The sequence below is a fragment of the Streptomyces sp. NPDC053432 genome, assembly GCF_055585365.1.
Genome location: NZ_JBVJKF010000002.1, coordinates 352,477 through 377,838, shown reverse-complemented (window position 1 = coordinate 377,838; position 25,362 = coordinate 352,477). Strand labels below are relative to the sequence as shown.

The 25,362-nt window shown below is 72.8% G+C and carries 22 protein-coding genes and 1 pseudogene; 17 read left to right on the top strand and 6 right to left on the bottom strand.

Translation table 11 applies throughout. The features are described 5' to 3' along the window. Positions 1–166: 166 nt before the first annotated feature. Positions 167–418 (bottom strand): SCO4226 family nickel-binding protein, encoded by a 252-nt coding sequence (locus tag ACZ6Y1_RS04825; protein WP_469622893.1) that lies wholly within the window; start codon positions 416–418, stop codon positions 167–169. Between the two features lie 286 nt (positions 419–704). On the opposite strand from ACZ6Y1_RS04825, the gene ACZ6Y1_RS04820 reads away from it, so the two are divergent. The 11 genes from ACZ6Y1_RS04820 (at position 705) to ACZ6Y1_RS04770 (ending at position 14,447) form a co-directional block, all read left to right on the top strand. Then, positions 705–2,915 (top strand): xanthine dehydrogenase family protein molybdopterin-binding subunit, encoded by a 2,211-nt coding sequence (locus tag ACZ6Y1_RS04820; RefSeq protein WP_469622889.1) that lies wholly within the window; start codon positions 705–707, stop codon positions 2,913–2,915. A 15-nt stretch (positions 2,916–2,930) separates the two neighbouring features. Beyond that, on the top strand, positions 2,931–3,386 hold the full coding sequence (locus ACZ6Y1_RS04815) for a (2Fe-2S)-binding protein (protein WP_469622886.1): 456 nt from the start codon (positions 2,931–2,933) through the stop codon (positions 3,384–3,386). Positions 3,387–3,586: 200 nt separating this feature from the next. Further along, entirely contained in the window at positions 3,587–5,098 is a 1,512-nt protein-coding gene (locus tag ACZ6Y1_RS04810; RefSeq protein WP_469622883.1) for a PucR family transcriptional regulator, read from the top strand. Beyond that, the gene (locus ACZ6Y1_RS04805; RefSeq protein WP_469622881.1) at positions 5,095–7,017 is read left to right on the top strand and encodes an APC family permease; all 1,923 of its coding nucleotides are present in this window, start codon (positions 5,095–5,097) and stop codon (positions 7,015–7,017) included. Before ACZ6Y1_RS04810 ends, ACZ6Y1_RS04805 begins: the two co-directional genes overlap by 4 nt. Before the next feature lie 93 nt (positions 7,018–7,110). Beyond that, positions 7,111–7,674 carry a TetR/AcrR family transcriptional regulator gene (locus ACZ6Y1_RS04800; RefSeq protein WP_469622877.1) on the top strand — a complete coding sequence of 188 codons (564 nt, stop codon included), beginning with the start codon at positions 7,111–7,113 and terminating at the stop codon, positions 7,672–7,674. 254 nt (positions 7,675–7,928) lie between these two features. Continuing rightward, on the top strand, positions 7,929–8,333 hold the full coding sequence (locus ACZ6Y1_RS04795) for a hypothetical protein (RefSeq protein ID WP_469622874.1): 405 nt from the start codon (positions 7,929–7,931) through the stop codon (positions 8,331–8,333). Beyond that, complete coding sequence (locus tag ACZ6Y1_RS04790; protein WP_469622871.1) at positions 8,330–9,106, top strand: transcriptional regulator; 777 nt, start codon at positions 8,330–8,332, stop codon at positions 9,104–9,106. The genes ACZ6Y1_RS04795 and ACZ6Y1_RS04790 overlap by 4 nt, the downstream gene beginning before the upstream one ends. Before the next feature lie 71 nt (positions 9,107–9,177). After that, positions 9,178–9,600 (top strand): roadblock/LC7 domain-containing protein, encoded by a 423-nt coding sequence (locus ACZ6Y1_RS04785; protein ID WP_469622867.1) that lies wholly within the window; start codon positions 9,178–9,180, stop codon positions 9,598–9,600. Between the two features lie 113 nt (positions 9,601–9,713). Beyond that, a complete protein-coding gene (locus tag ACZ6Y1_RS04780; protein ID WP_469622864.1) occupies positions 9,714–10,091 on the top strand; it encodes a hypothetical protein in 378 nt (125 codons plus the stop codon). A 166-nt stretch (positions 10,092–10,257) separates the two neighbouring features. Next, positions 10,258–13,836, top strand: a complete 3,579-nt coding sequence (locus ACZ6Y1_RS04775; protein ID WP_469622861.1) for a bifunctional glycosyltransferase/CDP-glycerol:glycerophosphate glycerophosphotransferase — start codon at positions 10,258–10,260, stop codon at positions 13,834–13,836. Between the two features lie 128 nt (positions 13,837–13,964). Next, a complete protein-coding gene (locus tag ACZ6Y1_RS04770; protein ID WP_469622859.1) occupies positions 13,965–14,447 on the top strand; it encodes a VOC family protein in 483 nt (160 codons plus the stop codon). A gap of 12 nt (positions 14,448–14,459) precedes the next feature. Here the strand turns inward: ACZ6Y1_RS04770 and ACZ6Y1_RS04765 are convergent, their stop codons facing one another. Then, positions 14,460–15,185 (bottom strand): SIR2 family NAD-dependent protein deacylase, encoded by a 726-nt coding sequence (locus ACZ6Y1_RS04765; RefSeq protein WP_469622856.1) that lies wholly within the window; start codon positions 15,183–15,185, stop codon positions 14,460–14,462. A 291-nt stretch (positions 15,186–15,476) separates the two neighbouring features. Here ACZ6Y1_RS04765 and ACZ6Y1_RS04760 point away from each other — a divergent pair, with 291 nt between their 5' ends. The 3 genes and pseudogenes from ACZ6Y1_RS04760 to ACZ6Y1_RS04750 all read left to right on the top strand — a co-directional run bounded on the left by ACZ6Y1_RS04760 (position 15,477) and on the right by ACZ6Y1_RS04750 (position 17,799). Next, the gene (locus ACZ6Y1_RS04760; protein ID WP_469622853.1) at positions 15,477–15,917 is read left to right on the top strand and encodes a hypothetical protein; all 441 of its coding nucleotides are present in this window, start codon (positions 15,477–15,479) and stop codon (positions 15,915–15,917) included. Between the two features lie 44 nt (positions 15,918–15,961). Then, complete coding sequence (locus ACZ6Y1_RS04755; RefSeq protein ID WP_469622849.1) at positions 15,962–16,885, top strand: ATP-grasp domain-containing protein; 924 nt, start codon at positions 15,962–15,964, stop codon at positions 16,883–16,885. A 21-nt stretch (positions 16,886–16,906) separates the two neighbouring features. Beyond that, positions 16,907–17,799: pseudogene (locus ACZ6Y1_RS04750) on the top strand (GNAT family N-acetyltransferase). Between the two features lie 325 nt (positions 17,800–18,124). Here the strand turns inward: ACZ6Y1_RS04750 and ACZ6Y1_RS04745 are convergent. The 3 genes from ACZ6Y1_RS04745 to ACZ6Y1_RS04735 form a co-directional block, all read right to left on the bottom strand. After that, positions 18,125–18,577 (bottom strand): subtilase-type protease inhibitor, encoded by a 453-nt coding sequence (locus ACZ6Y1_RS04745; RefSeq protein ID WP_469622846.1) that lies wholly within the window; start codon positions 18,575–18,577, stop codon positions 18,125–18,127. Positions 18,578–19,176: 599 nt separating this feature from the next. After that, positions 19,177–19,638 carry a Crp/Fnr family transcriptional regulator gene (locus ACZ6Y1_RS04740; RefSeq protein WP_469622843.1) on the bottom strand — a complete coding sequence of 154 codons (462 nt, stop codon included), beginning with the start codon at positions 19,636–19,638 and terminating at the stop codon, positions 19,177–19,179. A 164-nt stretch (positions 19,639–19,802) separates the two neighbouring features. Beyond that, complete coding sequence (locus ACZ6Y1_RS04735) at positions 19,803–20,105, bottom strand: hypothetical protein (RefSeq protein WP_384583606.1); 303 nt, start codon at positions 20,103–20,105, stop codon at positions 19,803–19,805. Positions 20,106–20,409: 304 nt separating this feature from the next. Here ACZ6Y1_RS04735 and ACZ6Y1_RS04730 point away from each other — a divergent pair, with 304 nt between their 5' ends. Beyond that, on the top strand, positions 20,410–21,228 hold the full coding sequence (locus ACZ6Y1_RS04730) for a class I SAM-dependent methyltransferase (RefSeq protein WP_469622840.1): 819 nt from the start codon (positions 20,410–20,412) through the stop codon (positions 21,226–21,228). Positions 21,229–21,242: 14 nt separating this feature from the next. After that, entirely contained in the window at positions 21,243–23,174 is a 1,932-nt protein-coding gene (locus ACZ6Y1_RS04725) for a helix-turn-helix domain-containing protein (RefSeq protein ID WP_469622837.1), read from the top strand. Here the strand turns inward: ACZ6Y1_RS04725 and ACZ6Y1_RS04720 are convergent. Then, positions 23,171–24,655 (bottom strand): MFS transporter, encoded by a 1,485-nt coding sequence (locus ACZ6Y1_RS04720; protein ID WP_469622834.1) that lies wholly within the window; start codon positions 24,653–24,655, stop codon positions 23,171–23,173. The two genes, ACZ6Y1_RS04725 and ACZ6Y1_RS04720, sit on opposite strands and share 4 nt — an antisense overlap. Positions 24,656–24,732: 77 nt before the next feature. Here ACZ6Y1_RS04720 and ACZ6Y1_RS04715 point away from each other — a divergent pair, with 77 nt between their 5' ends. Further along, positions 24,733–25,350: a helix-turn-helix domain-containing protein gene (locus tag ACZ6Y1_RS04715; RefSeq protein WP_469622831.1), complete on the top strand. Its 618-nt coding sequence runs from the start codon at positions 24,733–24,735 to the stop codon at positions 25,348–25,350. The last annotated feature ends 12 nt before the right edge of the window (positions 25,351–25,362 follow it).

The window sequence follows — 25,362 nt, the reverse complement described above, 5'->3', positions numbered from 1 at the left end:
CGGCCAAGTCTGAAGGAAGGACCGGTAACGACTGTTGCACAGGCCGGGACTGCGTGTAAGGCGTTTGGCAACATCCGCGACGGTCTTGCTTCTGGCATATACCCCAGGCCTGTCGGCCGTCCCACCGGAAGGCGTCCGTGTGCGAACGAATCCAGTCAGGGAGCGGTCAGGAGACCGTCACCGGAACCGGAAGAATCGAGTCCGCGGGGTGCCCCGTGCGCTCGTGGATCCGCCGGACCGCATCGGCCGACGGGCCCTCGGAGAGGCAGTAGACCGTGCCGGACTCCGGGTCGGCCCACGCCTGCTTGAAGTGGACGCCTTCTTCCTTCTCGATCTCCAGGTCCGCCCTGTGGGCGGCCATCAGCTCTTCGCTCGTGATGCCCTTCATGCCCGTGTGGACATCCATGAATGTGGCCATAGCCGGGCACCTCCTTCTCCTCATTTCCATCGTCCGCCCGCGTCCGGAAAACGGCCTTCCGGACGGACCCGCTCGTTCGTACGACCGAGATGTACGAGGGTCCGTACCGCGTGTCATCCGTCCCGGGCGCCGATCAAGCCGCCGTGCGAGACGTCCCCCGGACGAGGGATTCGCGCCGCGGTGGCTCCGCCGCTTCCCACCGCACACCGCGGTGGCTACTCTACGTGCCGGTAATGATCGGCAGCGGGTCCGGCGGACGGTCCCGCGCGGGGTGGGGACAACTGAAATGACCGCGCAGAGCCGTCGCTCCTTCCTCACCTACCTGGTCGCCGCGCCGACCCTGGCCCTCGTGACCCGCGCGGGCGCGGACGCCGTGGCCCCGCAGCCCGCCCACGCCGTGGTGCCGACCCTGCCCGCCATCGCCGACGTGATCGACCTCGGCGACCTGTTCATCCTGGCCGGGGCGCCCACGTCCGCCCTGCTGGCGCTCGCCGTGGAGGCGGACGGGACCATCCGCTTCCGGCTGCCGCGCGAGGAGGTCGGCCAGGGCCTCACCACCGCGGTGGCCATGCTGGTCGCGGAGGAGCTCGACGCACCGCTGGCCGACGTACGGGTCGAACTGGACGACGCCCGGCCCGAGCTGGTCTTCAACCAGCTCACCGGCTCCTCCAACTCCATCCGCTCCCTCTACGGCCCGGTCCGCCAGTGCGCCGCCACCGCCCGGGCCAGGCTCGTCGCGGCCGCCGCCGTGCGCTGGAGCGTCTCCGCCGCCACGCTGACCACCGCGAACGGCGCCGTCCGCGCCCCCGACGGCCGCACCGCCGACTACGGCAGCCTCGCCAAGGCCGCCGCCGACCCCGCCCTCGTGGTCCTCGGTGCCACCCCCAAGAAGACGGCGAAACACACCCTCGTGGGCAGGCCCACCAGCCGCGTCGACGCGCGGGCCATGGTCACCGGCGCCCAGAGGTACACGCTCGACCTCGACGTGCCCGGCGCCAAACCCTGCGTGGTGCGCCGCCCGCCCACCCTCGGCGGCACCGTCCGCTCCGTCACCAACCTCCCCGCCGTCCAGGCCATGCCCGGCGTCCTGCACGTGGTCACCGTCCCGACCGGGGTCGCCGTCGTCGCCGAGACCTTCGGACAGGCGCTCACCGCCAAGGCCGCCCTCCAGGTCACCTGGGGACCGGGTCCCGCCGACCAGCTCTCGGACGCCGAGGTCCGTACGAAGCTGCGCGCGGCCACCCCTCCGCTGCTCGTGCCGCCGCTGCTGACCCCGTACGTGGACGCCGAGTTCGACTTCGCCTTCGTCAGCCACGCCCCGATGGAGACCAACTCCGCGATCGCGGACGTCCGCGACGACCGCGCGGAGATATGGTCCGGGCTCAAGTCCCCCATCGTGGCCCGCGAGACCATCGCCGCGGAGCTCGGCCTCCCGCTGAGCAAGGTGCAGGTGCACGTGGTGCAGGCCGGCGGTTCCTTCGGCCGGCGGCTCTTCTTCGACGCCGCGCTGGAAGCCGCCCGGGTCTCCAAGGCCTGCCGCCGCCCCGTCAAACTGATGTGGACGCGCGTCGACGACACCCGCCACGGCCGGATGCGCCCCGCCACCCACCACAAGATCCGCGCCACCCACCTCCTCGGCGAGGTCCTCACCTTCGAGCACCGCGTCGCCGCCGCCGAGACCGACTTCCGGCACGGACTCGGCGAGATCATCACCGCGACCGCTGCGCACCTGCCGCTCGGCATCGGCAACGCCACCCTCGCCCAGACCCTGTTCCTCACCACGGTGAAGTCCCCCTACAACTTCGGGGTCACCACCCAGGCCCTCACCGAGGTGCCGACCGGCGTCCCCACCGGCTCCTGGCGTTCGGTGTACTCCGCCAACACGCGCGGCGCGGAGGAGATCGTCGTCGACGAACTCGCCGCGAGGACGGGCCGGGACCCCTATCAGTTCCGCCGCCTCTTCCTGAAGACCGACGCCCAGCGCGCCGTACTCGACAAGGTGGCGGCCGAAGGGGAGTGGGGGCGGCCGATGGGGGCGGGCCGCGCGCAGGGCATCGCCTTCCACGAGGAGTACAAGTCCCGTACCGCCTGCCTCGTGGAGATCGACACCCGCGACCCGGAGCACGTCCGCGTCACCAAGGCCGTCATCGCCGTGGACGTGGGCCTGCCCGTCAACCCGCGCGGTCTGGAGGCCCAGATGATCGGCGGCCTCACCGACGCCATCTCCACCACGCTGCGTGCCGGCATCCACCTGGACAAGGGGCTGCCGATGGAGGGCAGTTACAGCCAGTTCCACTGGGCGCGGCAGCGCGACACCCCGCTCGACGTACGCGTCTTCGTGCTGCCGGCCACCGGCGAGGATCCGGGCGGTGCGGGCGAGCTGGGCGTGCCCGCGGCCGTCGGCGCCATCGCCAACGCCTGGGCCAGGGCCACCGGGTCCAAGCCGCGCAGCTTCCCCCTCGACTTCGACGTCGACTTCACCCCCTACCCGCGCTGACCGCAGGAGTACGCCGTGCCCTCGCACACCTTCACCGTCAACGGGCGGACCGTCACCGTGGACGCCCCGGACGACATGCCCCTGCTGTGGGTGCTCCGCGACATGCTGGGCGTCCACGGCCCCAAGTACGGCTGCGGAGTCGACGTCTGCAAGGCCTGCACCAGCCATCTCGACGGCGTCGACGTCCGGCCCTGCGTGGTACCCGTCTCCGCCTGCGCGGGCCGGTCGGTGACCACCATCGAGGGGTTGGCCGACGGGGAGGTACTGCACCCGGTGCAGGAGGCCTGGCTCGAACAGGACGTCTCCCAGTGCGGTTTCTGCCAGCCCGGTCAGATCATGGCGGCGGTCGCCCTGCTGCGGCGCACCAGCGAACCCACCGACGCGGACATCGACGCCATCGCGAACATCTGCCGCTGCGGCACCTACGTCCGCATCAGGGAGGCCATCCGCAGCGCGGCCGCCAGGATGTGACGGTCCGCCGCCGGTGCCGGGAGGGAGGGGGGAAGGACCCCGACGTTCCCCCGTCGCGAGATTCCGCTTCGCGCCGGGGTCCGTCCGCTCATGGACCAACCTAGGCGGGATCGCACCCGTACGCAGGGTTCGCCGTGCCCAGTGAGCCGCCGAGACGGGTATCACAGCGCACAGTGGCCGCAGGGTGGTTGAATGCGCCGGTGTCCCGCTCCGACGACGTCCTGAGGCTCCACCGGCTCGCCCACACCGGCGGATCGGCGGGCCTGCTCGCCTGGCTCACCACCCGGCTCGGCGGATGGGCCGGAGTGGTGGACGCCGACCGGGCCTCCGGTTCCGCATCCGACCGGGCGCCGGAGTCCGCCCTGCGCGGCGCCGTCGAGATGAGCGCCCGCGGGCTGCGCTCGGCCGTCCTGGAGGAGGAGGGCTCGGCGACACTGCTGTTCGCGCTGGACGACCGGCGCGCGCTGGCCGCCGTACTGGCGATGCCGCATCCCCCGGAGGCGGCGACGCTGCTCGCGGACGCCGCCGTACCCCTGGCCCTGGTCCTGCGGGCCGAGGAGGGCGGGCGGCGCGCGGAGCGGGCCCGGCTCGCCGAATCGCGGGCCCGCGAGGCGGTACTGCACCTGCTGATGAACGACCGCCTCTCCACCGCACGGCAGATCGCGGAGGTGCTCGGGCCGTCGCTGCCCGATCCGATGCGGATGTACGTGGTGGAATGCCGGACCGGGCAGCGCGGCGAAGTGGCGCGGTTGTGTGCGGAGCTGACGGGGGGCCGGGCCTGGACGGTGCGGTGCCCGGTGTACGTACGCCATCTCATCGTGCTCGTCCCGGCCGGGTCGGCTTCGGTTTCGGCTTCGGTTTCGGCCTCGGTTTCGGCGGAGGAGGACCCGCTGGCCGGGGCCCTGGCGGCGGTGGCCCGGGACGCCGTGGTCGGTATCAGCGCCGAGGCGGCCCTGCGGGAGGCGCCGGCCGCCTACACCCAGGCCTTCCACGCCCTGGCCGTCGCCCGCGGGCGGGCGGAGCGGCACGCCCGGTTCGGACCGGGCCCGGAGCTGGCGCTCGCCGCGCACGGGGCCGGCTCCGGCTGGGCCGCGGCCCTGCTCGCCCCACTGCACGGCTACGAACCGAAGCGGGTCCAGGATCCGGGCGCGCAGGAACTGCGGGCGACCGTCCACGCGTGGCTCGGCTTCACCTCGCACGCCACCCGGCTGCTGAAGATCCACCGCAACACCCTGGCCGGCCGGATCAAGCTCGTGGAGGCGCTGCTCGGGCTCGACCTCGCGCGCCTCGCCGACCAGTCGGCGCTCTCGCTCGCCCTGCGTCTCACCTCCGGCGGGAGCCGGCCGGGAGCCCCCGCGGACGGGGTGGCCGGCCTCGACGAGGTGCTGCGCGATCCCCGGCTGACCGACTGGGCCCGCGCCCATCTGCGCCCGCTGACCGGGCCCGACGCGCCGCCGGGGGCCAGGGACACGGTCCGCGTCTGGCTCGACCACGACGCCCGACTCGTCCCGGCCGCGGCCGCTCTGGGCATCTCCGTACCGGGTGCCCGCAAGCGGCTGACCCGCGTCGAGGCACTGCTGGAGCGCTCCCTCCTGCAGTCCCCGAGCGTCCGCCACGACCTGTGGCTGGCCCACCGGGCGGTAGAGCTCGCCGGTGACACCCTCCCCAAAAGGGACGAATCATGTCAAACATGCACGATCATGCCTGAATGAGGCGTATCAATGCGAAGCGTGTGCTGGTCGGTGAACCCCTCGACACGGCACGCCTGGGCGAGACCCTGCTGCCGAAACGGCTCGCCCTGCCGATCTTCTGCAGCGACCCGCTCTCCTCGGTGGCGTACGCCACCGAGGAGATCCTGCTGATCCTCGCCCTCGGCGGGGTCGCCCTGCTCCACCTCGCCTGGTACGCGGCCGCGGCCATCGTCTTCCTGCTCGTGGTGGTCATCGCCTCCTACCGGCAGACCTGCCACGCCTACCCCAGCGGCGGCGGCGCGTACGTCGTGAGCAAGGAGAACCTCGGTCCGACCGCCGCGCTGATCGCCGCAAGCGCCCTGCTCGTCGACTACGTGATGACGGTCGCCGTCTCCGTCGTCTCGGGGGTCTCCGCCATCACGTCCGCGATCCCCGCGCTGAGCGACCACGAAGTGGTGCTGTCGGTCGGCTTCGTGGTGCTGCTCACCGTGATGAACCTGCGCGGCGTACGCGAATCCGGGCGGATCTTCGCCGTCCCCACCTACGGGTTCGTCCTCGTCATCTACCTCATGTTCGCCTTCGCCGCCGTCCGGCTCGCGACCGGCGAGACCATCCGCGCCGAGTCCGCCGACCTGCCGATCATCGCGACCGGCACCTACACCGGCATCGCGTTGGTGTTCCTCGCGATGCGCGCCTTCGCCTCCGGCTGCACCGCCCTGACCGGCGTCGAGGCGATCAGCAACGGCGTGCCCGCCTTCCGGAAGCCCAAGGCCAGGAACGCGGCGACCACCCTCGCCGCGATGGGCTTCCTCTCCGTGACCATGTTCGCGGGCATCACCGCCCTCGCCATGAACTACCAGGTGCACGTCGCCGAGGACCCCACCGAACTGGGCCTGCCGCCCGGCACCCCGATGTCCACCGCCCTCGCCCAGATCGGACGCGCCACCTTCGGCGACTGGCACTTCCTCTTCTACCTGCTCCAGGCCGTCACCGCCGGAGTGCTGATCCTCGCCGCGAACACGGCCTTCAACGGCTTCCCGATGCTCGCCTCGATCCTGGCCAAGGACCGGTACGCGCCCCGGCAGCTCTTCAACCGCGGCGACCGGCTCGTCTACTCCAACGGCATCGTGCTGCTCGCGCTCGTCGCGATCGGGCTCATCGTCGCCTTCGACGCCAACCTGACCCGGCTCATCCAGCTCTACATCATCGGCGTCTTCGTCTCCTTCACCCTCTCCCAGGCGGGCATGGTCCGGCACTGGGACAGGGAACTCGCCTCGCCCGGGACACGGCGCGAGGAGCGCGTCCACATCCACCGGCGACGGGCCATCAACGCCGTCGGCGCCGTCCTGACCGCCCTGGTCCTGGTCATCGTCCTCATCACCAAGTTCACGCACGGCGCCTGGCTGGTCGTCATCGCCATGCCGGTGCTCTTCGTCGGAATGCTGGGTGTACGCCGCCACTACGACCAGGTCGCGCAGCAGGTCGCCGTCGCCCCCGGCGCGAAACCGCGCAAGCCGGCCCGGCACCACGTCCTGGTCCTGGTCGCCAGCGTGCACGCCCCCACGCTGAAGGCCCTCGGCTACGCGCAGGGGCTGCGGCCCGACACCCTGACCGCCGTCACCGTCGCCGCCGACGAGCAGGAGGCGAACCGGCTGCGGGAGGCCTGGGCCGCGCACGATCCGGGGGTGCCCCTGAGGATCCTGCACTCCCCGTACCGCGAGGTGGTGGGCCCCGTCCAGAGCTACGTGGAAGAGCTGGCCCAGGACTCAGCGACGGACATGCTGTCGGTGGTCATCCCGGAGTACGTCGTGGGGAACTGGTGGGAGCAGCCCCTCCACAACCAGAACGCCCTGCGCCTGAAGGCGCGGCTGCTGTTCACCCCCGGCATCGCGGTGATCGACGTGCCGTACCTGCTGGAGTCGGCGCGCAAGGGTCCGTGAGCGTAGCGGACCGGCCTCATCCGCTACCGTGAGCGAAGCACTGCACCTGCAGTGCTCACCGCCCCGCCGCGAGCCCGAACCGAGGACCGTCCCTTGCGCCAGAACCCCCAGCGCCGCGCCGCCCTGCTCGACGCCGCGATCGAAGTCCTGGCGCGTGAGGGCTCGCGCGGGCTGACGCTGCGCGCCGTGGACGCGGAGGCGGGAGTGCCCACGGGCACCGCCTCGAACTACTTCGCCAACCGCGCCCAGCTGCTCGTACAGATACTCCACCGCACCCGCGAACGGCTCGCACCGCAACCGGAGGAGCTGGCCGCCCCGCTCGACACCAAGGTGCTGCTCGGCCGCCTCATGGACCGGATGCGGCGCGAACGCAGCGTGCACATCGCGATGCTGGAACTGCGCCTGGAGGGCACCCGCCGCCCCGAACTGCAGGCGGAACTGGCCGACTTCCAGGCCGCCGAGCTGGAGGCGAACATCGACTGGCACCTGGAATCCGGCCTCCCCGGGGACCGGGAGGGCGTCGCACTGCTCTACCTCGCCATGCTCGGTCTGATCGTCGACGACCTGACCGCCCCCGCCACCCTGAAGAGACATCCCGTGGACGGGCTCCTCGGCCTGATGGTGCAGCGGCTCCTCCCGGAACCCCCGGCGCGCTGACCGGATCCACTCGCTGCGCGCTGTCGCCCATGGGGGCTACGTTCAATGCGGGGTGGAGCAATTCGCTCGCGGACGATCTTCCGTTCGCATCTTGATCAGAACTCGAAGCGATCCGGCCAAGGTCGGCTGCGCTTTGACGCATGTTCCAGCGGAAAATGCCAGAACACCCTTTCGCAGTGTGGAACTTGAGTAAGTTCCCTCCTGTCGCGCCGCAGACCGTGCACTCAGCACGTCCGGCCGGGAGGGGAGCCCGCGTGCCCGGGATCGACGAATGCCTGCTCGAAGCCATGGCCCTGCCTGGTGCGCGGGGGGCCGCGCTGGTCGACTGGAGCAGCGGACTGGCCCTCGGCACCGCGGGGGAATCGCCCGTGGGCGACCACGAGACCACCGCCGCCGAGACCGCCGAGCTGGCTCGGGCCGCCGCCGAGTACGAGTCCTTCGCGCCTGCGGCCACCGCGGCCTTGGGCGCGGAGGCGGCAGGCCCGCCCGTGGAGGACCTGATCGTCACGACCCGTACCGGCTACCACGTACTGCGCTTCGTCGAGACGAGCTTCGACAGCAGCGTGTTCCTGCATCTCTGGCTCGACCGCACCGACGGCAACCTCGCCCTCGCCCGCCACAGACTCCGTGCCCTGGCGGAGGGGCTGGTGCTCAGATGACCGCCGCCTCGGCCACCGCCGTCTCCCCCCTCCTCACCCGGCTCGCCGCCGAGCGGGCCACCGGGGCCCTGCTCCGGGATCGCGGCACCCTCTTCCTGGAGGACGGCCGCATCGTGCACGCGGAGAGCCCGGCCACCCCCGGCCTCGACGTCCTGCTCACCACCGGCGGTGGTCTGGCCCCCGAGCGCTGGCGCGAGGCCGTCGACCGGGCGGGAGCCCGCCGCCAGGTCGCCCGCTTCCTGGTGGACAGCGGCGGACTCGCCGGCGGAGAGCTGGAGATATGCCACCTCGCCGCCATGTTCGACGCCGCGTTCTTCGCGCTCTCCCCGGGCAGCGGCCCCTCCCGGTTCCGCCGCGGGGCCACCCACTGGATCGGTTCCGTCCGCTCCGTCCCGGCCGCCGCCGTCGAGCGGGAGACCTGCCGGCGCAGGGAACTCCTCGACGCGGTCTGGCCCTACCCGCAGCTCGACACCGCCCCGGTGGTACCCCGGCCCGCCGCCCCCGGCCAGACGGTCACCTCCCGGCAGCGGATCCTGCTGCACCACGCCGACGGGATCCGCACCCCGGCCGACCTCGCCTGGGTGCTGGGCCGGCCCGCCTTCCACACGCTCCTCGACGTACGGCGCCTCGCGGCGGCCGGACTCGTCGAGACTCCGCACGCGCCGGTCCCGCAGCCGCCCGTGGCACCCCTGCCCGACTGGATGACCCAGGACCAATCCCCGGACGTGGCGCTGCTCCGCCGGTTACGCGACGCACTGGAGGCAAGTCTGTGAGGCTCCCGCTGCGACCGGTCCTGCGCACCGACCGCTCCGAGCGGAGCAAGCCAGAAAGGAGGAAGTCCGACATGAGTACGGTGCCCCCCGAGGCGGAGGCCGAGATACTCGCCGAGCTCCGCAGGCTGCGGTCCCGGGTACCCCAGCTCACCGGCGCCTTCGCCGCGAGCACCGACGGCTTGGTCCTCGCCCAGGACAGCGCCGCCACCGAGGCCGAGTCCGTCGCGGCCCTGACCGCGGCCGCCCTCGGGGTGGCCCAGCGGCTCAGCGACTGCACCGGCCAGGGCGCCTTCCGCGAGCTGCTGGTACGGGGTGAGGACGGGTACGTGGCGACCTACGCCGCGGGCGACGCCGCCGTACTCACCCTGACCGCGGAACCGCGGGTCAACGTCGGGCGCCTCCACCTGGAGGCCCGCCGCTCCAGCGTCCGGATAGCCGAACTCGTCGGACCCGCCCTCGGGCGCCGCCTGGGCCCGGGCGCCGCGCCCGCGTGAACCCGTACCGCGGACGCCCGGACGGCTCCCGCCCGTACCACTGCACCTGACAGAGACCCCGAGACAGACACCACCAGCGACACCACCCAGCGAACGAGAAAGAGGAACGACTCATGGCCAACGTGGAGACAGCGCTCAAGGAAGCCACCACCCTCATCGAGGGCGCCGTCGGCGCCGCACTCGTCGACTACGGCAGCGGCATGGCCCTCGGTACCATCGGCGGCGGCAAGGAACTCGACCTCACGGTCGCGGCGGCCGGCAACACCGACGTGGTGCGCGCGAAGGTCCGCACGATGGAGATGCTCGGCATCAAGGACGAGATCGAGGACATCCTCATCACCCTCGGCACCCAGTACCACCTGATCCGGCTGATGCGCACCCGGGGATCAGCGGCGGGCTTCTTCCTCTACCTGGTGCTCGACAAGGGCCGGGCCAATCTCGCGATGGCCCGTCACCAGCTGAAGAAGATCGAGTCGGACCTGGAGATCTGACCCGAAACCGCGTCGTCGACGTGGCGGACGGTTTAATTCTTGCCGTCCGCCCGGCGATCGGCTTCGTTTGCCCCATATGGGCGGAGTTTATGATTCTGTTACAGAGTAGGATGCTGTGAGCAGCTGATCATCGATAAAGCATAAAACGCTGGAGAACCCGCCACCCATGCCCCCGCGCCTGAGCATCGTCGTCCCCGTTTACAACGTCGAGCTCTATCTCGACGAGTGCCTGGAATCCATCGCCGCTCAGACCTTCGAGGACTTCGAGGTCATCCTCGTGGACGACGGGTCCACGGACACCAGCGCAGTCATAGCCAAGGCGTTCGCCGCCAAGGACAAGCGCTTCCGCGTCGTGATGCAGGAGAACGCAGGCCTCGGTGCCGCGCGCAACGTCGGCGCCCGCCACGCCGACAAGGACGCGGAGTACCTGGCCTTCGTCGACAGCGACGACACGATGCCGGACTACGCCTACGAGCGCATGATCGCCGCGCTCGACGAGACCGGCTCCGACTTCGCCGGCGGAAACGTGAAGCGCTTCCGCTCCGTCGGCATGCAGCAGTCCTGGGGCCACCGGGCGGCCTTCGCCAGGACCCAGCTGAAGACCCACATCTCCAAGTTCCCGGCGCTGGTCACCGACCGCACCGCGTGGAACAAGGTCTACCGCCGCTCCTTCTGGGACCGCCACGGCTTCCAGTACCCGGAGGGCATCCTCTACGAGGACGCCCCCGTCAGCATCCCCGCGCACTACTTCGCGGCCAGCGTCGACATCCTCAGCGACTGCGTCTACCACTGGCGGGTCCGCGAGACCGGCGAGCGCTCCATCACCCAGCGCTCCACCGACCCGATCTCGCTCATCGACCGCGTGAAGTCCGTCCGCCTCGTCCGCGAGGCCCTCAAGGCCAAGCAGGGCGCCAAGTACGTCCGCTACCTGCGCGACTACGACTACAACGTGCTGAGCGAGGAGCTCCCGCTCATCTACAAGTACGTCGGTGAGGGCGGCCCGGACTTCCGCGCCGCGTTCGTCAAGGAGGTCGGCGGCCTCGTCCGCGAGATCGGTACCGGCCCCTGGTCCGACCTGACCGTCGCGGACCGGCTCAAGGCGTACCTCGCCGGCGAGGGCCGCGTCGAGGACTTCATCGCCCTCCAGGAACACCAGCGCGACTACCACTACAGCGTGCCGGTCAAGGGCCTCGCGCGCCCGCAGGCCGACTACCCCTTCCTGCACGGCCGCCCGCCGGTCCCCGCCAAGATCCTCACCCTCGGTCCGCGCGAGCGCCGCGTCGTCAGCCGCCTGGAGCAGGCCTCCTGGTCCGACGGCAAGCTGCTGCTGCGCGGCTACGCCCTCCCCGGCCACCTCGGTGCGGAGAGCCGCCTCGGCTCCCGCAAGATGCTGATCTTCCGCGAGGGCGGCAAGCGCCGCCGTTCCGTCGTCAGCACCCGTACGGTCGCCTCCCCGATGGCCACCGTGAAGTCCCCGCACCTCGCCCTGCGGCACGCCGACTGGGCCGGCTTCACCGCCACCGTCGACCCCTCGATCTTCCAGTCGGGCGGCAAGTGGCGCGACGGGGTGTGGACGACCTCCGTCGCCGTCACCGGCGCAGGCGGCCTGCACCGCGCCCGCCTGCGCGGCGGCGAGCACGACACCGGCCAGAACCCGCCCCCGCACTGGGTGGCCCCGGACGTCCGGATCGTCCCCACCGTCTCCGGAGCCCTCACCGTCCAGGTGGAGGTCGTCGGGGCCCGCGCGCTGGACGTCCGTCCGGCCGGCGACGACGCCCTGGAGATCATCGGCGAGCTCTCGGCCTCGGTCGGCGTCCCCGCCGCCCTCCAGGCCGTGCACGTCACCACCGGCACCACCACCACCTTCCCGGTGGAGACCGGCGCCGCCGAGGGCGGCCGGGTTCCCTTCACCGCGCGGGTCGCGCTCTCCGAGCTGGCCGCCGTGCCGGACGCCGAGTGCGAGCCCGGCGAGTGGACCCCGGAGCCCTGGAGCCTGTCCGTGGTCGGCTCCGACGGCGCCGAGCACCGCCTCGCCCACGACGAGCGCGGCGGCTTCAACGGCCTGGTCGTGCCGCTGCCCGGCACCGACAAGGGCCGCGCCCTCTTCGCGAAGCGCGGCAACACCGGACACCTCACGCTGTCCGTGCAGCCGTCGCCGCCGCTGATCGACGAGGTCACCGCCGCGGAAGGCACGCTCACCCTGCGGGGCCGCTTCGTCGCGCCCACCGACGAGCCGTACGAACTCGTCCTGCACAACGCGCACGGCGTGGAGTTCACCTACCCCGTCACCCGCGACGGCGACCGCTTCACCGCCGAGTTCGAGCCGATGCTGCCCGAGGCGTACGCCGGACGCACCACGCTCCCCGAGGGCCGCTGGTGGCCCACCATGCGGCCGGTCGCCGAGGGCGGAACCACCGCCGGCCTGCTCGGCGTCGACCGGGGCGCGCCCGTGCAGATGAGCACGGGCATGCTGTTCTCGGGTCCGCACCCCCTCACCGTGCAGGGCCGCCGGATGCGGGTCGAGACCCGCTTCCACGACCGCATGGTGCTCGTGGCCGACCCGCTGCTCAGCCCGCACGACCGCTCCAACTACGCCCAGCGCGTCGCCCGCTACGAGACCTACCCGGCGCAGCGGGCCCTGCCGGTCAAGGACATCGTCGTCTACGACACCTTCCAGGGGACCGGCGCGGGCGACTCGCCCCGCGCCATCCACGAGGAACTGCTGCGCCGCGGCGAGAAGCTGGAGCACATCTGGCTGGTCCGCGACGGCCGCGCCGAGGTCCCCGCGACCGCCCGCGCCGTGCAGTACGGCAGCGTGGAGTCCTGGGAGGTCCTGGCCCGGGCCCGCTACTACGTGACCAACGACAACGTCCCGCGCCGCTTCCAGCGCCGCCCCGGACAGATCGTCGTACAGACCTGGCACGGCACGCCGATCAAGCAGATCGGGCACGACTTCGTGCACGACTACTACACGAGCCCGGAGATCCTGGAGGGCCTGGAGCACGACAGCGCCCAGTGGTCGCTGCTCGCCTCCCCGAGCTCCTACGCCACGCCGCTCCTCAAGCGGGCCCTCGGCTACGACGGCGAGGTCATCGAGGTCGGCAGCCCGCGCACGGACGCCCTCGTCCGGCCCGACGCGGAGCGCATCGCCGAGGTCCGGCGCCGGCTCGGCCTGCCCGAGGGCAAGAAGGTCGTCCTCTACATGCCGACCTGGCGCGAGAACTGCGAGGGCTTCTCCGGCGGCTACAAGCTGGACCTGCGGATCGACCTGGACGCGGCCCGCCGCGAGCTGGGCGAGGACCACGTCCTGCTGATCCGCGGCCACCATCACGTGACCGAGCAGGTCCGCGACGGCGTCCGCGACGGTTTCGTCATCGACGTGTCCCGCTGGGCCGACGCGACCGACCTGCTGCTCGTCGCCGACGTGCTGGTCTCGGACTACTCCTCCGCGATCTTCGACTTCGCGCTCACGGACCGGCCGATCCTGCTCTTCACGTACGACCTGGCCCACTACAAGGGCACGCTGCGCGGCTTCAACTTCGACCTGGAGGCCAAGGCGCCCGGCCCGCTGCTCGCGGACTCGGCGAGCCTGATCGAGGCCGTGCGCAACGTGGACGCGATCGGCGCGGAGTACGCCGAGGCGCGGGCCGCGTTCCGCGAGGAGTTCTGCGACCTGGACGAGGGCCACGCCGCCGAGCGGGTCGTCGACCGGATGCTCGCGATGAACGAGGCCGGCGAGAAGTAGGCCGTTCGAGCTGATTCAGGACCGGACACGGACCGGCCCCGGGCCCACCGATGAATTTCGGGCCCGGGGCCGGTCTGTATGTGAGGACGTGCACGCGCACGCACTCACCCACTCGCCTGGAGGCAGTCATGAGCGGCAACGGGTTCACCACGTGCCTGTGGTTCGACGGCAACGCGGAAGCGGCCGCGGACTACTACCTGTCCGTGTTCAAGGACGGGAAGCTGGGACGGATCGGCCGTTACAACGAGGCGGGTCCCGGGCCGGCCGGTTCGGTGATGGTCGTCGAGTTCGAGATCAACGGGCAGAAGTTCGTCGGCCTCAACGGCGGACCGCAGTTCCACTTCTCCGAGGCGATCTCGTTCCAGATCCACTGCGCGGACGAGGCCGAGGCGGACTACTACTACGACGCGCTCACGCGGGACGGCGGTGAGGAGTCGGCCTGCGGCTGGGTCAAGGACCGGTTCGGGCTGTCCTGGCAGGTCATCCCGCCGGGCGCCATCGACCTGGTCACCGACCCCGACCCGGAGCGGGCCGCCCGGGCCACCGCCGCCATGATGAAGATGAAGAAGCTCGACGTGGCGGCGATGCGCCGGGCGGCCGACGAGGAGTAGGCGGCCCGGACTTCAGCCGGCGATCCGGGCCAGCAGCGCCGGGAGGGCGGTACCGATCGGTTCGCGGACGACCTCGTCGGCGAGGGAGTCGTACGGGGTCTCCTCCGCGTTCACGATGATCAGCCGGGCCCCCGCCTCCGCGGCCATCCCGGCCAGCGAGGCCGCAGGCTGCACCTGGAGCGTGGATCCGGCGGCGATGAACACCTGGCAGCCCTTGGCCACAGCCATCGCCTGACCCAGCACCACCGGGTCGAGCCGCTCCCCGAACATCACGGTCGCGGGCTTGAGGATCCCGCCGCACGCCGGGCAGGCGGGATCCGGCTCCCCGGCGGCGACCCGCGCCAGCGCCTCGTCCATACCCGACCGGGCGTGGCAGGCCGTGCACACCACCGCGCGGGCGGTGCCGTGCAGCTCGAACACCTTGCGCTCCGGCATGCCGGCGAGCTGGTGCAGCCCGTCCACGTTCTGCGTGAGGACCCGGACCGGGGTGCCGCCGCGTTCCAGCTCGGCGATGGCGAGGTGCGCCGCGTTGGGCCGCGCCTCGACCGCGCCGAGTTCGGCCCGCATCAGCCAGGAGCGGCGCCGGATCTCCGGGTCGGCCATGTAGTACTCGTAGGTCACGAGCTTTTCGGCGTCGGGCTCCCGGCGCCACAGGCCCTGGGGCCCCCGGTAGTCCGGAATCCCGGAATCGGTGGACATCCCTGCCCCACTGAACACTGCGACGAGCGGCTTTCCCATGCGCCGACCCTACGGACCGGCCGCCCGCGTGCGCGAGCGGATTTGGCGCCGGCTGCCTCCGGGCGGGGGTCCGGCACCGGATCCACCATCCGGAGTACGCGGTCGCGCCGGTCTCGTTCCCCGTCTCCGACCGCCCCCGCGAGCGGTGCGTCACCCGGCCGCGGCCCACGGAATCCGGGGTGCGAAGCGGCCCCGGAAGTGTCGTTTCTGCGGTGAATCGAGCCCGCCACCGGAGTAGGACACGCCGTGCACCGGGGCGCGCCGACAGGCGCCGAGGGTTACATATCGGATATGAAGCTCATGCCGTACAGCCTCGGCGTCCTGCCGCTGACCCTGCTCGCCCTGCTGGCCCCGACGCCCGGCCACGCCGCGCCCGCAGACGGGGGCGGAGCCGTCCCCGCCGCCCGCGGCGGGCACACCGCCGCCGAGATCGCCCGCTTCCTCAGCGACTTCTACGGTGACCACGGGCCCTCCGAAGACGGCCGGGAGAACCAGGTCTCGCAGGTCCTCAAGGACAAGCAGAAGGAGAACAAGGACTCCGACGTGCTCCTGTGCGCCGAGAACGAGCCCGAGGACATCAGCATCGGTCCGGTCACCATCGCCCAGGCGGCCGGGGTCGGCTGGGCGACCGTCACCACGGACTGGGGCTCCGGGACCACCGACACCTTCACCGCCTACGTACGGCTGGACTCCCAGCCCATCCGGCTCGACGACGTGATCTGCGCGGGCTGAGAATCCGCGCCCGCCCCTGGGCGGTGCTCACTAGGCTGGTGGTCATGACCATGGCCACCATGCCCGCCACGACCGTCCTGTACTGCGCCGACCCGCTGAACGGGCGCCGCACCGACCCGCACTTCGCGGAGGAGGCGCGGGCTTTGCGTGCCCAGGGTGCGACGGTCGCCCTCGTCGACCACGACGCGCTGCTCGCCGGGGACGCCGAGGGGGCCGTGGCGCGCGTCCGCGCCGGGGCGGGCGGTGTCCGCTATCGGGGCTGGATGGTCCCCGCGGACCGGTACGCCGAGCTCGACGGGGCCCTGCGGCGGCGGGGGGCGGAACTGCTCGTCGGCCCCGAGGCGTATCGCCGCGCGCACGAACTCCCCGGCTGGTACGAGACGTTCGCCGCCCTCACCCCGGCAAGCGTCTGGCTGCCCACGGCCCCGGGGGAGGTCCCGGACGACGGGCGGCTGGCCGCCCTCGCCGCCGCACTGCCGCCGGGTGCCGCCGTGGTCAAGGACTACGTCAAGTCCCGCAAGCACGAGTGGCACGAGGCCTGCCACGTCCCCGACCTCGGCGATCCGGTGGCGCTGCGGCGGGTGGTGGGCCGCTTCGTGGAGCTCCAGGACGAGTTCCTGGCCGGCGGGCTGGTGCTGAGGGCCTTCGAGCACTTCGTCGCGGCCGAGGGCACGGCCACGGAGGTCCGGGTCTGGTGGCGGGACGGGGAACCCCGGCTGTTCACCGCCCACCCCGACAGCCCGGTCCCGGACGCGGCGCAGATCCCGGCGCGGGACCTCGAACCGGTCCGGGCCGCCGTACGGGCACTCGGCTGCCCCTTCGTGACCACGGACCTCGCGCTGCGCACGGACGGGGTGTGGCGCGTGGTGGAGGTCGGCGACGGGCAGGTCAGCGACCTGCACCGGGAGGTCGATCCGGCCCTGCTCACCGCGCTCCTGACGGATGATCAGCGCGCTGCCGCCGTCTGACGTTCTGGTACAACACAGGGCATGAGGACATTCGAGATCGCCGGGGCGAGCGCCGCCGACATGGAAATGATCCGTGGCTGGGCCGACGAGGAGGGCTGGAACCCGGGGACTCGGACCGGTTCGCGTTCGCCGTCGCCGACCCGGAGGGCTTCCTCGTCGGCCGGCTCGGCGGCGAGCCGGTGGCCTGCGTCTCCGCCGTCCGCTACGGGGCCGGATTCGGATTCATCGGTTTCTACATCGCCCGCCCCGCCCACCGCGGCCAGGGCTACGGCATCCGCATGTGGGACGCCGCCATGCGAAGGCTCGACGGGCGGCTGATCGGCCTGGACGGAGTCGTCGCCCAGCAGGACAACTACCGCAAGTCCGGGTTCCGTCACGCCTGGAACAACGTGCGCTACGAGGGCGTGCCCGTGGGCCAGGGCCAGGGCCAGGGCGGGGGCGGGGACGAGGGCCAAGGCGGGATCGACGGGGCCGGCGGCCGGGTCGAGGTGGTGGACGCGGCCTCGCTGTCCTTCGGCCGGCTCGCCGCCTACGACCGGCGGTTCTTCCCCGAGCGGCGGGACGCCTTCCTGTCGGCCTGGACCGCCCTGCCGGGCCGTACGGCGCTCGCCGCGGTCCGCGACGGGCGCATCGAGGGCCTCGGCGTGATCCGCCCGAGCAGCGGCGCCCACCGGATCGGCCCGCTCTACGCCGCCGACCCCGAGGTGGCCGCCGCGCTGCTGCACGGCCTCGCGCGGTCCGCGCCCGGCGCGGCGGTCGCCGTCGACGTACCCGACGCCAATCCGGACGCCGCCGGGCTGTTCGCGGCGTTGGGCCTGGAGCCCACCTTCGAGACGGCCCGCATGTACACCGGCCCGACCCCGGAACTGCCGTCGGCGGAGCTGTTCGGGGTGACCAGTCTCGAACTCGGCTAGGGGGTGTTGCGAAAGTCCCGCACGGCGCCCACGGCGCCCGGCACGCACTCTCGCCGCACCGGCCGAAGGCCCGAGTACGCCCAGTACGAGGACCTTCGCCCGGCACGCCGAGAGCACGCACCGGACACCGCGGCCACCGCACAGGACTTCCGCAACACCCCCTAGGCCGTCTCTTCCGGATCCTGCCCGGCCCGCGCCGCCCGGCGCCGGACGACGCGGGCTCGACCGGCAGGATCCGGAAGAGATGCCCAGGGCGCAAGGCCGCGGAACGGCCGGACCGACGGCGGTCGCACGGCGCCGCCGGGCCGGTCCGTCCCGCGCGCGGTCAGAAGTCGAAGAGCACGCTCTCGGTGCTCCGCAGGCCGCACGCGTTGGCGAAGACGTGCGCGTAGTTCAGCCGGCGGCCGTCCAGTACCCCGTCGGCCGTCACCGTCATCGGCTTCCACTCCCTGGTACACGCGGTGTCGGCGGCCGGGACGGTCAGCGCGTCCAACCGGGTTCCGCTCCGGCGCAGTTCGCCGCACGCCGCGACGGGGTCCGGGTGCGTGCCGCCCGGCGCCGGCGCGCATACGAGGGTCACCGCGCGCAGCACCGTACCCCTGTGGGCGTCATCCCCGGCGGTGACACCGAGCACGAGCGCGGAAGGCGCGTACAGGCTCGTGGTGCCGGCCGGGGCGGCGGGGGCGGCGCCGGCCGCCGCGGGCCAGGCCAGCGCCGTCAGCGCGGTGAGCGCCATGGCGGCGGATCCGAGCCCGAGACTCCTTGCGATGGACCGCATTTCGAACACTCCCTTGGGTCGTTGCTTCGGATAGCGGACGCAGTCTTGCCCAGACGGGACGTGAACGCCCGTTCGCACCCCCATTTTTCGTCACCGATCGTGTACGGATGAGTGCAGACAGCAGCCCTGGCCAAAGCTCTGACCTGTGCGGGAGTGCGCCCAGGAATCGGCCGAACACCGACGGGGACACCCCCCGGAAACCTGCGCGGGGCGCCCCTGGGCAGGCCGGCCACACCCCCGCAACACCCTCCGGCCCCGCGGCGCCGCCCCGCCCCCGACGGCCGGCCCGAGCCGGCAACAACGGGCCTACGTCACCGCGGCCCACGCCGCCCGGCGCGCCCGTCGACCGGATCGGCGTACGGCTCGCCCCGGGCGCGGACGCCACCGCCGTCGGCTCCGCTCCGGGCCGGCCCGGGCGGCCGAGCGGGCCGGGGCGAGCTCTTCACCAGGACCAGTGGGTGGCCGCCGGTCACCCCGGCACCGGGCGGCCTGCGCGGCCCGGGCCGTGCTCTCCGCGGCCGCCTCCACGGTGGTGTCGTCGAGGCGGCCGGTGGTCGAGCGGGCAGGCGTACGGGAGCAGCCGCCGCTCCTCGGGCCGCCTAGCCGGCCGCCATGCGCGGGGCGTACAGGTCGAGGAGACGGGTACGGGTCTGCTGGAGCCGGAGCGCGAGGACCCGGCCGACCCAGTGCCCGATGGCCGACCCGAAGGCGGGATCGGAGTCCATGAGCATCCGTACGGTCACCCCGTCGAACTCGTAGGCGCGCACGGGGGTCATCGCCTCCGCGCTCAACTGCCAGACGTAGGGCGGGAAGAGCCAGGACCAGCCCACCAGCTCGCCCGGTCCCAGGCTCTCCACCGGAGCGGGCCGCCGGACGCCGGGCATGGGGATCTGCAGGGTCACGGTGCCCGAGCGCACGATCCAGAAGGATTCCGCGCGTGCGCCCTCCTCGAAGATCCGCGCACCCTCTTCGAAATTGACCTCACGGGCCTGGGACATCAGCCGGCCGCGGTGCTCCGCGGACAGCACGGCAGCGATCCGGATGGGGGAAGGTGTGCTCACGACGGCCTCCGATCACGACCCCCCCACGACGCTCCTGCCCTCCCAGTGTCGCCGACGCCGCCCCGATGCCAAGCGGATCGGGCGCGGCATCTTCGCCGGTGTCCGCGCGAGGCCGTACACGGGGCCGTACCTGCGCCGCCCGCACGGCGCCGCGCCCGGTCAGCTCAGTCGTCGGCGTTCGCCTCCAGGCAGGCCAGCTCCATCGCGTCCAGCACCGCCTCGTGACTGCGCCCGCTGAGCTCGGCGACGTTCTCGATCTGCGCCGTCGCCCAGGCGGCGAGGGTCATCGCCAGCACCCTGAGCCCGTCGGTGCCGTGCTGGGCCAGGATCGCGTCGGCGACCTCCATCGCGTCCTCGGGCACCTGCTCGGGTGGCTCCAGGCCCACCAGGCCGCGCAGCATCGTGAGGGCGCGCAGCGAGATCTCCGGGGTCATCCCCGCCAGTCGCATGTCTTCCTCGTCGTTCATCCGCCCCATCCCCTCTGGTTGCCGCGCCCATCGCCTGAGGGCACGGTAGAGGGACGTGGCTCCATGCGGGGCGGTTTCGCCCGGGTGACCCCGGGTGACCGGGTGACGGCGGCCGGTTCCCGTCGGCGCGGACCGGTCCCCGACCCTTACGGATCCCGGGCGGAACGGGGCACGGGACCCGGGCGGCGCGCGGCCGTGGCATGCTCGGCGCATGCGCGAAGAGACGGCCGAAGTGACAGTCGAAGTGACGCCCGAAGCGACGCCAGGAGTGACGGCCGAAGCGACGTCAGGAGCGACGCCCGAAGTGAGCGCCGGCCGCGAGGAAGGACTCGCGTTGAACCGCGCGCTGTGGGACACCCGGGCCCGCATCCACGGCTCGACCCCGGCCGACAGGTTCTACGACGTCGAATCCTTCGTCGCCGGGCGCCAGACCCTCTACGCGCTCGAACGCGAACTGGCCGGGAACGTGGCGGGCAGGGACCTGCTCCACCTCCAGTGCCACTTCGGGATGGACACGCTGAACTGGGCCCGGCTCGGCGCCCGCGTCACCGGCGTCGACTTCTCCCCGGCGGCCGTCGAACGGGCCCGCGAGCTCGCCGCACGGACCGGCCTGGCCGCCTCCTTCGTGGAGGCCGACACCCAGCGCCTGCCCGTGCACCTGGCGGACGGCTTCGACCTCGTCGTCGCCACCTACGGGGTCCTGTGCTGGATCGCCGACGTCAAGGCCTGGGCCCGGGGCGCCGCCATGGCACTGAAACCCGGCGGGAGCCTCGTGATGGTGGACCTGCACCCCGCCTTCCAGACGATCGCGACCGTCGAACCGCTCGTCGCCGACTGGCCCTACGGCGGCGGAGAACCGCAGCGCGAGACGGTCACCGGGACCTACGCGGAGCCGGGTACGACCGTGCCCGCCCACGACACCGTCCAGTACCCGCACTCCCTCGGCGACATCGTCAGCGCGATCGCCGACGCCGGGCTCACCGTGAAGCACCTGGGCGAGCACACCGCCGCCGAGTTCGACCCCCGGGGCATCCTGAACCGGAGTCAGGACGGCCTGTACCGGCTCCCCTTCGGGGACACCCACCTGCCCGTCCTGTACTCGCTGCGCGCCGCGCGGAGCTGACGGAGAGCGCCCCGATGCCCACCCCCGGCACGCCCCCGAACACCGCGCTGCGCCATGCCCTGGACCTGCTGAACCTGCTGGCCGAGGGCGCCCCGGCGGAGAGTTTCACACCGCCGTCCGGAGCGGACGCGGACCTCTCGGAGGCGGAGGCAGCGGCGATGGCGGACGCCACCCGGGTCGCGCTGCGCATCCGCCGGACGCTCAGCCAGCACCGCCGGCGCGAGGCGGAACTCGCCGCCCTCTTCGACACCGCCGGGGACCTCGCCGGCCTGCGCGACCTGGACGCCGTACTCAAGGCCATCGTGCACCGGGCCAAACTGCTCCTCGGCACCGACGTGACCTACCTGTCCCTCAACGACGACGAGGCGGGCGACACCTACATGCGCGTGACCGACGGCTCCGTCTCGGCCGCGTTCCAGCGGGTGCGCCTCGGCATGGGCGAGGGCCTGGGCGGGCTCGTCGCGGAGACCGCCCGGCCCTACACCACCGGCGACTACCGCGACGACACCCGTTTCCGGCACACCGCGACCATCGACCACGCCGTCGCCGAGGAAGGCCTGCGCGCCATCCTCGGCGTGCCGCTGCGCCTGGGCGCGCAGGTGATCGGCGTGCTCTTCGCGGCGGACCGAACCGCCCGCGCGTTCACCCCGGACGAGGTCGCGCTGCTGTCCTCCCTCGCCGACCACGCAGCCATCGCCATCGACGGCGCCCGGCTGCTGGACGAGACGCGGACCGCGCTCGTCGAGCTGAACGCGGCGTCGCGGACCATCGAGGCGCACAGCGAGGCCATCCGCCGCGCCGAGGACGCCCACGACCGGCTGACCGACCTGGTACTGCGCGGCGGGGACATCAACGACGTCGCCACCGCCATCGGCGCCCTGCTGCACGGCGGCACCCTCATCCACGACGCCGACGGCATCGAACTCGCCCGGGCGGGTACCGACCCGCAGCCCCCGCCGGTCCGGGCCGTCGCCGCCTCCCGCGCCGACGGACGGGCGGTACCGGCCGAGGGCACCTGGGTGTGCGCGGTCCTCGCCGGACCCGAACTCCTCGGCAGCATCGCCCTGAGCGGCCGCGCCGACCTCGACGACGCCGACCGCCGCCTCTTCGAACGGGCCGCCGTCGTCACGGCCCTGCTGCTGCTCCTGCGCCGGTCGGTGGCCGAGGCCGAGGACCGGGTACGCGGCGAACTGCTCGGAGACCTCCTCGGCGGGGCCGCGGACCCGGCCGGACTGGCCACCCGCGCCCGGCGCCTCGGCGTGGACCTGCACCACGCGCACGCGGTCTTCGTACTGCACCCCGAGCCGCCGCACGCCGAGCCCGTACGCCACCACGGGCCCGTACGCGCGTCGCGGCTGCTGGCCGCCGCGGCCCGCATCGCGCAGAGCCGCCAGGGACTGGCCGGCGTGCACCACGGGGACGTGGTCCTCATATGCCCCTCCGAGACGCCCAGCGCCTGCGCGGCCGGCCTCGCGCACGAGCTCGGGCAAGCACTCGGAGCCCCCGTCACGGTCGGCGCCGCGGGCCCGGCCAGCGGCCACACGGCGTTCCCCGGCGCCCACGCCGAGGCCCGCCGCTGCCGCACCGCCCTGCGTGCGCTGGGGCGTTCCGGCACCGGGGCCGCTCTGCGCGACCTGGGCTTCCTCGGCGTGCTGCTCGGCGACCCGACGGACCTGGGCGGCTACGTCCACCGCACCCTGGGCCCCCTGCTCGAGTACGACGCACAACGCGGCACGGAACTCGTCCGGACCCTCACCGTGTACTTCGAGGCCGGCATGAACCAGTCCAGGGCCCGCGAAACCCTCCACGTGCACATCAACACCGTGGTCCAACGCCTGGACCGGATCGGCCGGTTGCTCGGCGCGGACTGGCAGCGCCCCGAGCGTGCCCTGGAACTCCAGCTCGCCCTGCGCGTCCACCAGGTGCACGTCGCCGACGAACCCTAGGCCTTCCTGAAGCGGGCGGGGAGCGCCGGTGCGAGCTTCCACGCCAGGGCGAGCGCGAGGCAGATCGCGACCGCCGCCACCGCGAACGTGGTCCGCATGCCCGTGGCCGTGGCCCCGGGGGAGGCGGTCGCCACATCGGTGGCCGCCGACGCGAAGGCGAAGACGGCGCCCATGACGGAAGCGCCCGTGACGAGACCCAGATTGCGCGACAGGTTGAGCAGTCCTGAGACGACACCCCGCCGGTCCGGCCCCGCATCCGCCATGACGGCCGTGTTGTTGGCCGTCTGGAAGAGCGCGTAGCCGCTGGTCACGACCGCGATGGGGAGCACGTAGCCCCACACGCCGAGCGCCGTGGGAAGCAGCGTCAGCAGTACGCAGCCCGCGGCCATCGCGGCGAGCCCCGCGATCGTCGTGCGGCGGGTGCCGAACCGGTCCGCGCCCCGCCCGGCCGGCACCCCCGTCAGCGCGGCGACCAGCGGCCCGACCGACAGGACCAGCCCGACGGGAGCCGCGTCGAGGCCGAGCGTACGGGCGAGGTAGAACGGGCCGACCACGAGCGTCGCCATCATCACCGTCGAGACGAGCGCACTCGTCGCCAGACCCGCGCCGAGCACCGGATCGCGCAGGGTCGAGAGGCGGACCAGCGGTGACGCCGCCCGGCCCTCGGCGCGTACGAAGAGACCGGCTCCGACGGCGGCGGCGAGGAGCAGCGCCAGGCCGGGCGCCCCGAACCGGCCGTGTCCGATCGTCATGGCGAGGGCGTAGGCGGCGAGCGTGAGGGCGAGCAGGAGGGTGCCCACGCCGTCGAAGCGGCGCCGGCCGGCCCCGGGTTCGTGCCGCCGGTCGGCGGGCAGGGAGCGGTGCGCGAGTGCGAGGGTGAGGAGGCCGAGCGGCACGTTGACGAGGAACATGGATCGCCAGCCGAGTCCCGCGACGAGCGCGCCGCCCAGCGACGGACCGAGAGCGGTGCCTGTCGCGGACATCGTCCCGAGCAGCCCCATCGCCCTGCCGACGCGCTCCTCGGGGACCGTCTCGCCGACGAACGCCATGGTCAGGGCCATCATGACGGCCGCTCCGAGACCCTGCACCGCCCGGGCGGCGATCAGCCACCCCAGGGACGGCGCGGCTCCGCACAGGGCGGAGGCCGCCGTGAACAGGAGCACTCCGCCGAGTAGCAGTCTTCTGCGGCCGAAGAGGTCGCCCAGCCGGCCGGCGCCGACGATCAGTGTGGTGATGGCGAGGAGGTAGGCGAGGACGATCCACTGGACCTGCTGGAAGGAGGCGTCGAACGCCCGTGCCAGCGTGGGCAGTCCGACATTGGCGATGCTGGTGCCGAGGGAGGACAGGAGCATGGAGAGCGAAAGGCCCGCGAGCGCCCAGGGTGCCGGGGCCGGGCGGCGGCGGCCGGGTCCCGTGGTCCGCGGGCGTTCGCCGTCCCGGCGTCCCGCGTCGGCCGGTGCCGCGTCACTGTGAGGATTCATGGGCCGGAGCGTGCGCCCGCGAGGGATCGGCGGCAACTCTTGTTGCCGTTTCCGGGACGGAGAGGTGGAATGCCCGCATGAACACCTCAGCCGACACCGCACCGGCCGACCCGCCGGACGCGCCTGGGCCGTACCAGGCCGTCCTCGACCAGGTCGCCCCCCGGCTCCGGCGGCTGCGCGCCGCCCGGGGCCTCACCCTGGCCGCGCTCTCCGAGGCGACCGGTATCTCGAAGAGCACCCTCTCGCGGCTGGAGTCCGGCGGACGCCGCCCCAGCCTGGAACTGCTGCTGCCGCTAGCCGGGGCGTACGGCGTGCCGCTGGACGACCTGGTCGGCGCCCCGGAGGTCGGTGATCCCCGGGTCCGGCTGACCCCCCACCCGCTGCCGAACGGCGGGACGTTCGTCCCGCTGACCCGGACCCCGGGACCACTCCAGGCGTACAAGCTGATCATCACGGACCGGGGCTCCGAGCCGGACCACCGTACGCACGAGGGCTACGAATGGCTGTACGTGCTCAACGGGCGGCTCCGCCTGGTCCTCGCCGAGCACGACCTCGTCCTCGGCCCGGGCGAAGTGGCCGAGTTCGACACCCGGTTGCCCCACTGGTTCACCAGCGCGGACGGGCGCCCCGTGGAGATCCTCAGCCTCTTCGGCAGGCAGGGGGAGCGGATGCACGTCCGCGCGAAGCCGCGCTGAAGCGGCGGCGCC

Bases quoted from the DNA above. Each gene is read 5' to 3' on its own strand.
- ACZ6Y1_RS04825 (WP_469622893.1), bottom strand. From the start codon at position 418: ATGGCCACATTCATGGATGTCCACACGGGCATGAAGGGCATCACGAGC.
- ACZ6Y1_RS04820 (WP_469622889.1), top strand. From the start codon at position 705: ATGACCGCGCAGAGCCGTCGCTCCTTCCTCACCTACCTGGTCGCCGCG.
- ACZ6Y1_RS04805 (WP_469622881.1), top strand. From the start codon at position 5,095: ATGAGGCGTATCAATGCGAAGCGTGTGCTGGTCGGTGAACCCCTCGAC.
- ACZ6Y1_RS04790 (WP_469622871.1), top strand. From the start codon at position 8,330: ATGACCGCCGCCTCGGCCACCGCCGTCTCCCCCCTCCTCACCCGGCTC.
- ACZ6Y1_RS04785 (WP_469622867.1), top strand. From the start codon at position 9,178: ATGAGTACGGTGCCCCCCGAGGCGGAGGCCGAGATACTCGCCGAGCTC.
- ACZ6Y1_RS04780 (WP_469622864.1), top strand. From the start codon at position 9,714: ATGGCCAACGTGGAGACAGCGCTCAAGGAAGCCACCACCCTCATCGAG.
- ACZ6Y1_RS04775 (WP_469622861.1), top strand. From the start codon at position 10,258: ATGCCCCCGCGCCTGAGCATCGTCGTCCCCGTTTACAACGTCGAGCTC.
- ACZ6Y1_RS04770 (WP_469622859.1), top strand. From the start codon at position 13,965: ATGAGCGGCAACGGGTTCACCACGTGCCTGTGGTTCGACGGCAACGCG.
- ACZ6Y1_RS04765 (WP_469622856.1), bottom strand. From the start codon at position 15,185: ATGGGAAAGCCGCTCGTCGCAGTGTTCAGTGGGGCAGGGATGTCCACC.
- ACZ6Y1_RS04760 (WP_469622853.1), top strand. From the start codon at position 15,477: ATGAAGCTCATGCCGTACAGCCTCGGCGTCCTGCCGCTGACCCTGCTC.
- ACZ6Y1_RS04755 (WP_469622849.1), top strand. From the start codon at position 15,962: ATGACCATGGCCACCATGCCCGCCACGACCGTCCTGTACTGCGCCGAC.
- ACZ6Y1_RS04745 (WP_469622846.1), bottom strand. From the start codon at position 18,577: ATGCGGTCCATCGCAAGGAGTCTCGGGCTCGGATCCGCCGCCATGGCG.
- ACZ6Y1_RS04735 (WP_384583606.1), bottom strand. From the start codon at position 20,105: ATGAACGACGAGGAAGACATGCGACTGGCGGGGATGACCCCGGAGATC.
- ACZ6Y1_RS04725 (WP_469622837.1), top strand. From the start codon at position 21,243: ATGCCCACCCCCGGCACGCCCCCGAACACCGCGCTGCGCCATGCCCTG.
- ACZ6Y1_RS04720 (WP_469622834.1), bottom strand. From the start codon at position 24,655: ATGAATCCTCACAGTGACGCGGCACCGGCCGACGCGGGACGCCGGGAC.
- ACZ6Y1_RS04715 (WP_469622831.1), top strand. From the start codon at position 24,733: ATGAACACCTCAGCCGACACCGCACCGGCCGACCCGCCGGACGCGCCT.